The organism is Pseudarthrobacter sp. rb, from assembly GCF_056389225.1.
In genome coordinates, this window is the sequence record NZ_JBWJAR010000012.1 from 94,214 (window position 1) to 106,875 (window position 12,662).

The window sequence follows — 12,662 nt, forward strand, 5'->3', positions numbered from 1 at the left end:
CCCGCGGGGCCGCCCCGCCCCCCCCCCCCGCCGGCGCGGCCCGCCCCCCCCCCCCCCCCCCCCCCCCCCCGCTTCTGTTCCGGGCCACAGCTTCGTGGGCCCGCTCCCTGCGTGCCCGAGCCGGCCTGCGCGTCGTGTCCTGCGTGGCCCTCAGGTCTACGCGAACTCCAGCCGGGAATTCAGCTCCGCCGCGACCTCGTCGGCCGGTGCGGAGGCGTCTATCCGCAAAAAGCCCGTGTACTCCGGCAGTTCCCGGTACCCGTGGTGGAAGGCGGCAAGGTCAGCGAGGCTCTCCGAATCCCTCCCGCGGGCAATGATGCGGCGGTGCGCTTCGGCGTGGTCGATGTCCAGATGGAAGACGGCGTCCGGTTGCGGCAGCCGGGCCAACAGCCAGGGGAGGAATCGTCCCCGGGACAGCCCTTTTGCGTGCCGCAGTGCCAGCTGGCAGTGAAGGTGGCGGTCCATGACCACCAGGCCGTCGAAGCGGCTGGCGCGCAGGTGCGATACCAGCACGTTGCCCACCCGGAGAAGGGTTTCGATTCGGTCTGCCACCCTGTCCGGCAGCCGCACTCCCAGCCTGGCCGCGGCCAGGGACATGACCCGCCGGCCCGCATGGTTGCTCACCAGCAAGGCCCGTCCACCGCGGGCCCGCACCATCGAAACCAGGGCGCGGGCCGCCGTCGACTTTCCCGATCCGTCGATGCCTGTCAGCACAATGATCATCCGGCCTCCTCCGCCGATCCTTTAACGGCGGGAGCGGGCGCAATGTCCCGGATGAGCTGGAGTTCACAGGCAGGGACGATGCGAAACTGCATGACGGCCCTTCAGAGGGTCTGGACCGGGTCGAGCCCGGCCCGGTGGCCCGGAGGGTCGGGATGGAACCAGGACCTACATGATGTTGGTGGGTACCAGCAGCGCCCAGGCCAGGGCAGGCGCCACCAGCACCACGCCGCCCGCATAGAACGTCAGCTGCTTGTAGACCCGTTGCCGGTCGTGATCCCGGGCATTGGCCACCACCAGTGCGCCGTCAGTGGAGAAGGGGGAGACGTCGACGACGGTGGCTGCGATGGCCAGCGCGGCAACAGTTCCGGAGGCGCTGAGCGAGCTCGTGGCCAGGAGGGGTCCGGCCAGGGGTATGAACGCGGTGAGCAGGGCGGTGGAGGAAGCGAAGGCCGAGCCGACACCGATCACATAACACAGGACCAGCGCGATCAGCAGCGGCGTACCCAGGGCCAGGGCCTGCTCGGCAAGGGTGTCGATGACCCCTACGTGCTCCAGCAGGGAGACGTACGTGATCATCCCGGCAACCAGCAGGACCGTGGACCAGGAAATGCCGCCGATGAAGGTCTTGTGCTCCTTGATGTTGATGAATGCCAGGAGCAGGCCTGCGGAGAGGGCCACAAAGCCGATGGGCAGGTGGAAACCGAGGGTGGCTGCCAGCATCACGGCGATCAGGACCAGGGTCAGGACCTGCTGTCCGTGCGGGCGTCCGGTGGCGGAGGTGTCGATGTCCGCGTGCTGACCCGCGGTGCCGTCACGCAGCCTGCCGATCAGGGCGAACAGGACAATGGTGAGCACTGAGAGGATCAGGTTCACGGCGAAGCTGGCAGTGAACAGGCCGCCCTGGGCGATTGGGAAATGGTTCTTCAGGGCGATGTCATGCACCAGCACACCGGCAACGGACAGCGGGGAGAAGCCGCCGGCGTGGGCGCCGTTGATGATGAACGCGCCCATGAGTACGGGGTGGATCCTCGATTCGTAGGCGAATCCGAGCGCTGCTGGAGCGAGCAGCGCGATGGCGGCGGGGGAGAAGGTGCCGAGCGAGGTCAGCGCGGCGGCGATCAGGAAGAACACCCACGGCAGCAGCAGGGTCTTTCCCCGGACCATCCGCACGCAGCCCTTGACGATGATGTCGATGGTGCCGTTCCGCTGGGCCATGCTGAAGAAGTAGGTGACGCCAATGATGGTCAAGACGATGCTGGCGGGAAACTCCGCCAGGATCTCCCGGTCCGACATCCCCAGCATGAAATAGCCGACGCCGAAGGAGGCCACCAGCCCCATCACCCCGATGTTCAGCGGCCATTTGGTGGCGATGACGAACATCGCCACGAGGATCACCAGCGGGATGATCTGGATAGCGGTCATGGCAGGCTCCGGTCTCGTGGCGGCTGCCTGGTTGAACATGCCACCGGTCACGGGGGCAAGCACGCGGGGTGCGGCTTGCCCATGGAAAGCATCATGACATTCCATTCGACGCTGCCGGGAATCGCGCGCCGGGCTCCTGGGAATTGCGCGCCGGAAGGCGCCGTCGGCTGCCTCGAGACCGTAGGCTGGAGGCCCGGAAGGGGTCTCCCCGGCCGGGCAGGCAGTTCCACAACAGGCAACTGCAGAACAGGCAGTTCCCAGGTGAAAGGCAGGACCATGACCGTTTCCAGCGACGATCCCCAGAACACCGCAGACCTCCGGGGCCCGGGCGATCCGGACGAAGCCAGGGAGGCCGCCAAGAATGCACCCCAGTCCGGGCAGCACCCCGAACAGCCGGGCGCGGCGAACATCCGTGAGGAACAGCAGGTCCACGCCGCCGGAACCGTTCCGGCGGCGTATGTTGGGGGCGGGGACGCGGCCGGCGCCAACAAACCGGAGGAAAGCAAGCCGGAAGAGGCGCTGGGGGAGCCGGGTACCTGGGACGACGAAGTCTAGGCATGATCTCCCGCACCGACATTGACCAGGCCGCGCGCCGGACAGCCGGCCTTATCCGCAGAACGCCGGTGATGGAGGCGGACTTGGGCCTGTCCGACGGCCAGGTCTGGTTCAAATGCGAGTTCATGCAGCACACGGGCACATTCAAGGCCCGCGGCGCGCTTAACCGCATCCTGGCCGCCAAGGAGCGCGGGGAACTCAGGGGCGGCGTCGGCGTCGTGGTGGCCTCCGGCGGAAACGCGGGGCTGGCCAATGCCTATGCCGCGACGCAGCTGGGGGTTCCGGCCACCGTCTTTGTCCCGGAAGCCGCGCCCGCCGTCAAGGTCGCCAAGCTGAAGGCCATCGGCGCCACCGTGGTGCAGGGCGGTGCGGAGTACGCGGCCGCCTACCAGGCCGCAGTGGCCCACGCCGAGGAAACCGGCGCGGTGTACTGCCACGCCTATGACCAGCCCGAAATCGTTGCCGGTGCCGGAACAGTGGGCTCGGAGCTGCTGGAGCAGGTGCCGGACGTGGACACCGTCCTGGTGGCAGTGGGCGGTGGCGGGCTGATGGCGGGGGTAGCCGCAGCCGTCGAGGGCGCCGCGAAAGTGGTGGCCGTGGAACCGGAAACAGCGCCAACCCTGCACGTCGCCCTGGCAGCCGGTGGGCCGGTGGACGTCGCCGTATCGGGTGTTGCAGCCGACTCGCTGGGTGCCCGCCGCGTAGGCGAGATCGGCTTCTCAGTGGCGGTCCGCTGCGGCGTCGAAAGCGTCCTGGTCAGCGACGCGGACATCATTGCCGCACGCTCGGCGCTTTGGAACGACTACCGGATCGTGGTGGAACACGGCGCTGCAGCGGCTTACGCTGCGTTGACCTCGGGCGCGTATGTGCCGGGGACGAACGAGCGCGTTGCCGTCATCCTCTGCGGTGCCAACACGGATCCGGCCACGCTTTGACGCAGCCCGGGCGAACGGGACGCCCGGGCTGGATCAGCTGACTACTGGCCGCCGGCCTGGCCGCAGAACTTGCTGTAGGTGCTGCCGGCCTCCTGGTAGCCGGACTGCAGATCGGCAAGCTTGTCCTTGTCCGGGTTCTCCTTGGCCTGTTCGTCCGTGTACGCGAGGATCTGTGCCAGGGCAGGCTTGAGGTCGTCCGAGGCCACGGCGTGGATGGGACGGATCTGGTTGGCGAGGTTGTTCATGCCCGTCTTCCCGGCGTTGTTGGCGGGGTTCGACACAACGGCCTGGATCCGCTCGCAGGTCTCAGCGGTGGTCAGTTGGTGTGTGGCGGTGCAGGCCGTAGCGGAAGCAACGAGGCCGGCGGCAAACAGGGCTGTGGCGAATTTCTTCATGGGTCCCTCGGTAGTGGTCAGAGGTTTCGATTGTAAGCAGATTGGGTACCCCCATGCCTTCGCAAGCCCAATACGGGCGCTTAAACTGGCAGAACCAATCGTGCGGAGCTTCCGCAGATGGGCCCCGCGCGCATCAAACCAGACTAAGGAACCAGCATGCGCCGAACAGCACGCCGCCGTGCCGCCGCAGGACTTGTCGCCCTGCTTTCACTGCTCCTCCCCACAGCCGTTCCGGCGTCGGCCGCGCCCCGATCAGGGGAGATAGTGCTCGACGGCGCCACCTCCGCGGAGGGCATCGCGGCGGGGGAGGGGAGGACTTTTTACGCAGGGGAACTCACCACCGGTGATATCTTCCGCGGGAACCTCCGCCAAAGCACCGCCACCCGCTTCATCCACGCCCCCGCGGGGCGCGCAGCCGCCGGAATGAAGGCCGATCCCTGCCACAACCTGTTGTTCGTGGCGGGTGCCACCACCGGCAAGGCTTTCGTCTACAACACCGACACCGGCGAACCCGTGGCCGATTTTGATCTGGCCAAGGGATTCATCAACGATGTCACCCTCACCAGCGAGGGCGCCTGGTTCACCAATTCGGCCGCGGCGGAACTCTACTTCCTGCCGGTGGGAGAAGACGGTGAACTGGGCACGGTGAAGACCCTGAAGCTGAGCGGCCCGGCCGCGGACCTCACACCGGACTTCAACCTCAACGGCATTGCCTCGGCTGACGACGGCAACGTCCTGCTGGTGGCGCATACAGCCGACGGCGCGGTATACACGGTCAACCCTGAAACGGGGGAGAGCGCCGCCATTGAGGGCGTCAGCGTCCCCTTCGTGGACGGCATCCTGGTGCGCGGTGGCACCTTGTGGGCGGTCCAGAACCAGCTGAACCAGATAGCCCGCATTGATCTGTCCGGGGACCTGTCCTCCGGCGTTGTGGAAGGCACGATCAAGAGCGACTCGTTCAATGTCCCCACTACCGTGGCCCTGTTCGGAAATACGCTGGCCGCCGTGAATGCGCAGTTCAACCAGCCGCCCAGCCCGTTCGAAGTGGTGTTGGTTCCGGCCCGGAAGTAGTGCCGTTAAAAGAAACTGGCCGGCAGCAGGGACTGCCGGCCAGTTTGGCCTGGGGGATCCGGAATCGCCTGGGGGGATCCGGAAAGACGGAGCCTGGGGGGATCCGGAAAGACGGAGCCTGGGGGGATCCGGAAAGACGGATCAGATGGTGCGCGGAGCCTTGGCCAGGTTGTCCTTCAGCTGGGCGGCGGTCTGCCGCTTCACGTAAGCCGGACGGTCCCGCTCCACACGCCAGCTCTCCGAGAGCGGGCCAACATTGACGGTGTCGAAACCGAATTCGTCGTAGAGGCGGGTCACGAGCTCGGCTGCTTCCGGATAGTCGCTGGCGGTGGCCAGGGCGCGCCGGTCGGCGGTGCCGGCGGGTGATCCGTCGGTGGTGATGTCCGCGGCCATGATGTGGTTAAAGCCCTTGGCCACCTTGGACTGCGGCAGGTGCTCCTGCAGCAGCCCGGAGGTGGTGGCCTCGCCGTTGTCCAGGGCGGGGATCCTGCCGTCCCGCTCCCAGTAGTAGTTGTTCGTGTCGATCACAACCTTGCCGGCCAGCGGCTCCACCGGGACGTCCTTGTAGTTCTTCAGCGGGACGGTCACCACTGCGAAGTCGCCCGCGGCTGCCGCTTCGGCTCCAGTGGCCGCCCGGGCCTTCGGGCCAAGCTCAGCCACCAGGTCCTGGAGCGTCTCCGGCCCGCGCGAGTTGCTGATGACCACGTCGTAGCCCAGTTCCACGGCCTTCCGTGCGACCTGGCTGCCAATATGTCCTGCACCAATGATTCCGATTGTTGTCATAGTGGCGGCAACAGCGGTCCCCCTGCAGATATTTCAGCCGGTTCCCGGGAATAAAAGGGCGGGGTTCCGGCTACCTACTTACCCAGGTAGCGGCCCGGGCGGTGGTTCAGCGCAAGGATGAGGTTCAGCAGCGTGGCGCCGGCAGCGGACAGCACCACCAGCAGCGGCGGCACCAGGACCAGCGATGCCAGCACGATGGCAACGTCCAGCACCATCTGCACATATCCGGCGCGCCAGTTCAGCTTCTCCTGCAGCAGCAGGGCAAGAATATTGAAGCCGCCCAGGCTGGACTGGTGCCGGAACAGGATCAGGAGGCCGACGCCGGCCAGCAGGTTTCCGCCCACCACGCCGTACACCGGATCGAGGTGCAGTGACCCCAGCGCGGCAGGGTGCAGGCTTGCCATCACGGAAACGAGGGCGATGGCCGCCCCGGTGCGGAGGGCGAAATTCCACCCCTTCTTCCAGACCGCCAGCGCGAAGAACGGCAGGTTCACGGTGAAGAAGATGACACCAAACGGCAGTGCAACGGAGTAGCTGAGCAACAGCGCCAGGCCCGCGGTGCCGCCGGTGACGGCGCCGCTGGACTTGAGGAGGAACAGGCCCAGTGACGCCGCAAAGGTGCCGGTCAGGATGCCCAGGACGTCCTCAACCACGGAATGGCGGACGGCCGACGGCGGCGCAGGACATCCCGCCGTCGGCTCTTCCAGGAGCGTGGCCGGGGCAGTAGTGGTTGCGTCAGCATGGACCTCTATGGACGTGCTCACTGCGCTGCAAACCGCCCGCGGTCTGCCAGGACAGCCAGCACGCGGTCATTGGTGGCGGCATCGGCCAGGGTGATGCGCACGCCGTCAACCGCGTAGCCGCGTGCCAGGATGTCGGCCTGGGCCAGCGCCTCAAGGAGCTGCACGCGCAGGTCGTCCGAAGCCCGCACCCAGTAGAAGTTCGCCTGGCTGTCCGGGACGTCCCAGCCCAGGCCCCGAAGTGCTCCGATGACGCGGGTCCGTTCCTGCGCCACCGCCTCGGTGCGCTCAAGGATCTCGTCCCCTGCAGCAAGCGAAGCGACCGCGGCGGCCTGCGCCATCCTGTTGACGCCAAAAGGAACGGCCGTGCGCCGAAGGCCTTCGGCGATCTCCGGCCGGGCAATGGCGTAGCCGATCCTCAGCCCAGCCAGCCCGTACGCCTTGGAGAAGGTCCGCAGGATGCAGAGGTTGGGGTAGCGGCGGTAGAAATGCAGGGAGTCGACGCCCGGGCCGCGCTGGAACTCAACATACGCCTCGTCCAGCACTACCAGTACCCGCGGGGGGACGGAGTGGAGGAACTCCTCCAGCGCCTCCGCGCTGATGGATACCCCGGTGGGGTTGTTCGGCGAGCACAGGATCACCAGCCGGGTGCGCTCCGTAATGGCCGCAGCCATGGCCGTGAGATCGTGGTGCTCATCTGCCAGCAGCGGCACGGGGACCGAAACGGCGCCGGCCACCGCCACCAGGATGGGATAGGCCTCGAAGGACCGCCAGGCATACACCACTTCGTCACCGTGGCTGCAGACGGCGGAAATAATCTGCTGCAGCACTCCGGAACTTCCCGGTCCGGCGGCAACCTCATCAGCACTGACACCGAAGTGCCCGGCAATGGCCTCCCGTGCCTCCAGCGCGCCCATGCTCGGGTACCGGTGGATCCTGCCGGCCTCTGCGGCAATCGCGTCGACAACGGACGGCAGGGGAGTGAAGTGGCTTTCGTTCGAGGCAAGAGCCGCGGTCAGGGCAGACTGGGCGCCCTTGCCGGCCACGTAGGCGGGAAGCTGGGCGACGGCGGCGCGGACCTCTGGGGCTGCGGCTTCTGGAAGCGTGCTGGTCATGGACAGCATGATCAGTGAATTCAGGACGTCTGCGCAACAGGGGATGATTGAGTAGGACAGATCCGGCTGATCTTGTCGCAAGCAGTGGCAAAATGCTCACTATGCACCTCATTGACGCCCTTGACGCAGAGATCCTCCTCACACTCGACCGGGACCCGCAGGCTACTGTCCTGTCCCTCTCCCGAACGCTGGGGGTAGCCCGCAATACAGTGCATGCCCGGCTCCGCCGCCTCGCCAAGGACGGCAGTCTGGCACCCTTCAGCCAGCGGGTGCGGACCGAGGCGTTGGGCCTGCCGTTGATCGCCTTCATCTCGATTTCCATCAGCCAGTCATCCAGCGACATTGCCGTGGCAGCGTTGCAGACCATCCCGGAGATCATTGAAATGCATGCCACCACCGGCGATGCCGACCTGCTGGCCAAGGTGGCCGCGAGGGACCCGGCCGACCTGCACCGGATCACCAACGCGATGCTGGCGATCGACGGCGTCGTCCGCACCAGCACCGCCATGTCCCTGGTGGAAGTGATGCCCACCCGCACAGTGCCCCTGCTGCAGGCGGCCGCACACAAATAGCGAGCAGCCCTTGCGAGGCCCGCCTGCTGCCAGGGAGGGCGGGCGGTGGTGGCGGACAGGCGAACGCAGGAGAACATTTTCTCCCAATTACTACCGGTCAAGACCTTGACCGTTCTTGTAAAGCGCTGATAAACCTAAAGGGCAGAAAGCGTTTTCCTTGTCACCCTCTCCTCCCCGCAATCACTCCCGGGGCCAAGAGTTGCTTTGAATGAAACGTTCCAAATACGTCTGCGGCAGACTCAGCTGCCGCCGCATCAAAGGAGATGTTCTTTTGGCAAACCCCTCAATGTGTTCCCCGAAATCCCCGGCGGGCAGGGCGCGGAAGCCTGTGCCCGCTGCCGCGGCGGCCACGCTCGCTGCGGCAGTGATGGCCTTGGCCGGCGTCCCGTTTGCTGCCGCTGACCCGGGCCCGGGAGGCCCTGCCGCTCCGGCTCCCCGCGCACACTCAGGCCTCGCGCGCCAGGTGGAAAACCTGGACCGCGCCCCGGTTGCCGTCCTGACGGACCAGGGCGTCAGCTTGGGCTGGCGGATGCTGGGCCTGGACCAGGACAGCGTTGGCTTCCAGGTCATCCGCGACGGCGTCCTCATTACCCCCGAGCCCATCCGGGACACCACCACATACCTTGACCCGGCGGGAACGGCGGACTCCAGGTACGTGATCAAGACCGTGGGCAACGGCAACGGGCAGGACAAGCTCAGTGCCGGGTTCAGTCCGCTGGCACAGAATTACCTCCCCATCAAGCTGGACAAGCCCGCGGACGGCGTCAGCAAGGATGGAAAGCCGTACACCTACAGCGCCAACGATTCCAGCGTTGCCGACCTTGACGGTGACGGCGCGTACGAGATCATCCAGCTGTGGAACCCGTCCAATGCACAGGACAACTCCAAGTCCGGCTACACCGGGAACGTCTACGTGGACGCCTACAGGATGGACGGCACCAGGCTGTGGCGCATCGACCTGGGCCGCAACATCCGGGCGGGCGCCCACTATACGCAGATGCTGGCCTATGACTTTGACGGTGACGGCAAGGCCGAGGTGGCGTTCAAGACCGCGGACGGAACCACCGATGCGGCGGGAACCGTCATTGGTGATGCTGCGGCGGATTACAGGACCAGTGCCGGCTATGTCCTGTCCGGGCCGGAATTCCTCACGGTGTTCAACGGCGCCAGCGGCACCATCATGGACACCGTTCCCTACGATCCGCCGCGCGGCGCTGTATCCGCGTGGGGCGACAATTACGGCAACCGCGTAGACAGGTTCCTCGCCGGAGTGGCGTATCTGGACGGTGAACACCCGTCGATGATGTTCAGCCGCGGCTACTACACCCGCACTGTGCTGGTCACCTACGATCTTGTGAACGGCAAGCTGGTGAAGCGCTGGAAGTTCGATTCCGATGTGGCTGGAGCCGAGTACAAGGGCCAGGGCAACCACAACCTCTCCGTGGCGGATGTGGACCAGGACGGCAAGGACGAGTTTGTTTTTGGCTCCATGACGATCGACGACGACGGCACTCCGCTGTACAACACCGGGCTGGGCCACGGCGACGCCATCCACACGGGCGATCTTGATCCCTCCCGGCCGGGGCTCGAGACCTTCGCAGTGCACGAAAGCATGAGCCAGAGCGGCAACCGCGGCGCCACGTTCCGCGATGCCGCCACCGGCGAAGTGCTGTGGAGCATCCCCGCCGTCAAGGACACAGGCCGCGGCGCCACGGGCGACATTGACCCCCGTTTTCCGGGCTCTGAAAGCTGGGCTGTAGGCGGCGATGCCGCGTGGAACTCCCCGGTGGGGTTCCTGATGTCCGCCAAGGGTGAGCGGATCTCGGACAAGATCCCTGCAGCCAACTTCATGGCTTGGTGGGACGGCGACCTGCTGCGGGAGATCGTGGACCATGACTTCGACGCCGTGGCCGGTATGGGAGTGCCCACCATCTCCAAGTGGAACTGGGGAACCGAAACCAGCGACCGGCTCCTGACCGCTTCCGGCGCGCGGACCAACAACCACACCAAGGGCAACCCGTCCCTGCAGGCGGACCTGCTGGGCGACTGGCGCGAGGAACTCGTGTTCCCCTCCGCCGACAGCACTGAGCTGCGGATCTACACCACCACCTCACCCACGGAGGTCCGTCTGCGCACCCTGATGCACGACCCGATGTACCGGACCGGCGTGGCCCGTGAAGCGGTGGGCTACAACCAGCCGCCGCACCCCAGCTTCTTCATCGGCGAGGGTATGCAGGCACCGGCCATGCCGGCCGTCTACTACGCCGGAACGGCCAAGTAGGCCGGCCGGAGACGCGAAAGCGCCGCCCGCCTTGGGGGAAGGCGGGCGGCGCTTGCTTGTGGGTCAGTGCGGGTCAGTGGCCGCCGAGGTTGCCACCCACCGGCGGAAGGCCGCCCTCGGTGCCGCGGTCGTCCCCGCGCCGTTCGCCGGCGCTGAGGTTCTCGCCTTCGAGCGTCTCGTCGGACTCCCCGGTGGTGTCCACCAGGCCGTTGGTCTGGTCGAAGGCGTGCCCGATCCTGTCATCGCCCAAGTCGGCGACTGAACCGGTGGAGCCCGCCGCCGCCGTCGTGCCGGCTGCCGGAACCCCGACGCCTGCGTCCGCCGAGCCTGTGGTGGAGCCGGCGGTCAGGGGCTCCGCGGGAACAACCGGTTCTGCCGGAACCACAGGAGTGGTCTCGGTGACCGTCACATCGCGGGTCTCCGTCTTGTCCTTGTTGCCGCTGGCTGCCATCGCCGCTGCTGCGCCGGCAGCCGCTGCAATGCCGACGCCGGCGGCAACCTTGCCGGAAACGCCGGCTTTGCCGGAATCGCCACGGGACGCGCCCGCATGTTCAACGCCGGGGGTGCCAACCGCGGAGCCGGCGTTCACCGATCCGCGCCAGGCGCCGCTGGCGTAGCCTTCATCCTCGATGAATTCCTTGAACTTCTGCAGGTCCGATTCCGCCTGCCGGTCAACGACGTTCAGTTTGTCGCCCACCTTCTCGACCAGGCCTTCGGGTTCATATTCGAGGGTCAGCCGGAGGGAGGTCTGGCCGCCTCCGACGTCCTCGAAGTCCACGGCGCCGGCGTTCGTGGCACCTTCGGTGGCGGCCCAGGCAACGCGCCGGTCCGGGACCTGCTCCAGGATTTTGGCTTCCCATTGCCTGCGGACGCCGCCGATCTCGGCCACCCATTCCAGTCGGTCGTCACTGAGCTGCGTGACGCTCTTGACGCCGCCCATGAAGTGCGGGAACTCCTCGAACTGGGTCCACTGGTTGTAAGCGGTGCTCACCGGTACGTTCACCAGAATGCGTTTTTCCACCTTCGTGCTCATAACGTCTCCTTCGCTTTGTTACCGGGGACTGACGACCAGGGAAAAATCATCAGCATGCTTACCAACATACCTACTGACTGCTTCGGATTCCAGAGCGGTGGGCGACAAAAACGCGAAACCTCCGAAAGGCGGGCTTACTCAGGGCGCCACCACGACGCCGTAGGAGCCCTCGTTGAGTGCGCTTGGTTTGGTGGAAGGAGCCACCACGCCGAAGTCGTAGCCCTTGGCCCGGATGGCGTCGATGGTCTTGGACAGGTAGTCCCATTGGGAGGCGGGGCAGGACAGGACGTCGTTGCCGTCGTGGAGCAGGATGATTGCACCCGAGGTGACCTCATCCAGCACGTACTTCTCGACTCCAGCTGCACCGGGGCACTCGTAGTCGCCGGGCTCGCCGACCGCCCAGTGCCACTGGATGCCGCCGCTCATGCCGATGCTCCTGATGTATTTGAGCGCGTAGGGGGTGCTGTTGCCGAACGGGAAGCGCATCAGCACGGGTGTGGTGCCGGTGATGGCCTTGAGGGTGGCGTTGGTGCGGTCAACTTCCTGCTTCTGGTTCGCCTGGGTGAGGTCGGGGAAGTTGGCGTGGTCCCAGGAGTGGTTGCCGATAACGTGCCCCTCGGCTTTGATCCGGCGGACAAGGTCCGGGTACTGCTGGGCGTGGGAGCCCTGGATGAAGAACGTTGCCTTGACGTTCTTTTCCTTGAGGACGTCGAGGACAAAAGCGGTGCGCTCGGCGGATGGCCCGTCGTCAAAGGTCAGGCCGATCAGCGGCTTGTCGGCGGCATGGGCTGATGCGGGGGCCCCGGCGACTAAGGCCAGAATCAAGCTCAGGGCAGCCAGGGCCATGACCGCAATCTTGCTTTTCATGGTGCTCTTTCCCTTCCCAAGGCTGCTTTCAACCTTGTTTAGGTGAGCACCCTATGACCGCCTTAAAGGGGGTGTAAACAGATGGCAGGCGTCGACTGCGTAACTTCTCCTGCCTCCCGCAATGGTGCAATTCCGGGCGTTACCTAAGCGTTGCCTGGAAGGGATAAGCG

The 12,662-nt window shown here is 66.1% G+C and carries 13 protein-coding genes; 5 read left to right on the forward strand and 8 right to left on the reverse strand.

Translation table 11 applies throughout. From position 1 onward, the window contains the following. Positions 1–156: 156 nt before the first annotated feature. Positions 157–723, reverse strand: coding sequence for an AAA family ATPase (locus tag ACWRN3_RS15905; protein ID WP_255173404.1), 567 nt, complete (start codon positions 721–723; stop codon positions 157–159). A gap of 165 nt (positions 724–888) precedes the next feature. Further along, positions 889–2,145 (reverse strand): SLC13 family permease, encoded by a 1,257-nt coding sequence (locus ACWRN3_RS15910; protein ID WP_255173403.1) that lies wholly within the window; start codon positions 2,143–2,145, stop codon positions 889–891. Positions 2,146–2,421: 276 nt separating this feature from the next. Between ACWRN3_RS15910 and ACWRN3_RS15915 the strand changes: the two genes are divergently transcribed. Next, positions 2,422–2,700, forward strand: coding sequence for a hypothetical protein (locus ACWRN3_RS15915; RefSeq protein WP_255173402.1), 279 nt, complete (start codon positions 2,422–2,424; stop codon positions 2,698–2,700). A gap of 2 nt (positions 2,701–2,702) precedes the next feature. Then, complete coding sequence (locus ACWRN3_RS15920; protein WP_476741257.1) at positions 2,703–3,635, forward strand: threonine/serine dehydratase; 933 nt, start codon at positions 2,703–2,705, stop codon at positions 3,633–3,635. Positions 3,636–3,676: 41 nt separating this feature from the next. Here the strand turns inward: ACWRN3_RS15920 and ACWRN3_RS15925 are convergent, their stop codons facing one another. Further along, positions 3,677–4,030: a hypothetical protein gene (locus ACWRN3_RS15925; RefSeq protein ID WP_476741258.1), complete on the reverse strand. Its 354-nt coding sequence runs from the start codon at positions 4,028–4,030 to the stop codon at positions 3,677–3,679. A gap of 156 nt (positions 4,031–4,186) precedes the next feature. Between ACWRN3_RS15925 and ACWRN3_RS15930 the strand changes: the two genes are divergently transcribed. Further along, entirely contained in the window at positions 4,187–5,101 is a 915-nt protein-coding gene (locus ACWRN3_RS15930; RefSeq protein ID WP_476741259.1) for an SMP-30/gluconolactonase/LRE family protein, read from the forward strand. Between the two features lie 141 nt (positions 5,102–5,242). Here the strand turns inward: ACWRN3_RS15930 and ACWRN3_RS15935 are convergent, their stop codons facing one another. The 3 genes from ACWRN3_RS15935 to hisC all read right to left on the reverse strand — a co-directional run bounded on the left by ACWRN3_RS15935 (position 5,243) and on the right by hisC (position 7,748). Continuing rightward, positions 5,243–5,884, reverse strand: coding sequence for an NADPH-dependent F420 reductase (locus ACWRN3_RS15935; protein ID WP_476741260.1), 642 nt, complete (start codon positions 5,882–5,884; stop codon positions 5,243–5,245). 74 nt (positions 5,885–5,958) lie between these two features. Further along, complete coding sequence (locus ACWRN3_RS15940; protein WP_476741261.1) at positions 5,959–6,648, reverse strand: YitT family protein; 690 nt, start codon at positions 6,646–6,648, stop codon at positions 5,959–5,961. Further along, positions 6,645–7,748, reverse strand: coding sequence for a histidinol-phosphate transaminase (hisC, locus tag ACWRN3_RS15945; protein WP_476741262.1), 1,104 nt, complete (start codon positions 7,746–7,748; stop codon positions 6,645–6,647). Before hisC ends, ACWRN3_RS15940 begins: the two co-directional genes overlap by 4 nt. Positions 7,749–7,831: 83 nt before the next feature. On the opposite strand from hisC, the gene ACWRN3_RS15950 reads away from it, so the two are divergent. Together ACWRN3_RS15950 and ACWRN3_RS15955 are read left to right on the forward strand one after the other, a co-directional pair. Further along, the gene (locus ACWRN3_RS15950) at positions 7,832–8,311 is read left to right on the forward strand and encodes an Lrp/AsnC family transcriptional regulator (RefSeq protein WP_476741263.1); all 480 of its coding nucleotides are present in this window, start codon (positions 7,832–7,834) and stop codon (positions 8,309–8,311) included. Positions 8,312–8,597: 286 nt separating this feature from the next. Continuing rightward, positions 8,598–10,592, forward strand: coding sequence for a rhamnogalacturonan lyase (locus ACWRN3_RS15955; protein ID WP_476741286.1), 1,995 nt, complete (start codon positions 8,598–8,600; stop codon positions 10,590–10,592). A 73-nt stretch (positions 10,593–10,665) separates the two neighbouring features. Here the strand turns inward: ACWRN3_RS15955 and ACWRN3_RS15960 are convergent, their stop codons facing one another. Then, entirely contained in the window at positions 10,666–11,625 is a 960-nt protein-coding gene (locus ACWRN3_RS15960; RefSeq protein WP_476741264.1) for an SRPBCC family protein, read from the reverse strand. A 138-nt stretch (positions 11,626–11,763) separates the two neighbouring features. Beyond that, positions 11,764–12,492 carry a polysaccharide deacetylase family protein gene (locus ACWRN3_RS15965; RefSeq protein WP_476741265.1) on the reverse strand — a complete coding sequence of 243 codons (729 nt, stop codon included), beginning with the start codon at positions 12,490–12,492 and terminating at the stop codon, positions 11,764–11,766. Positions 12,493–12,662: the final 170 nt, after the last annotated feature.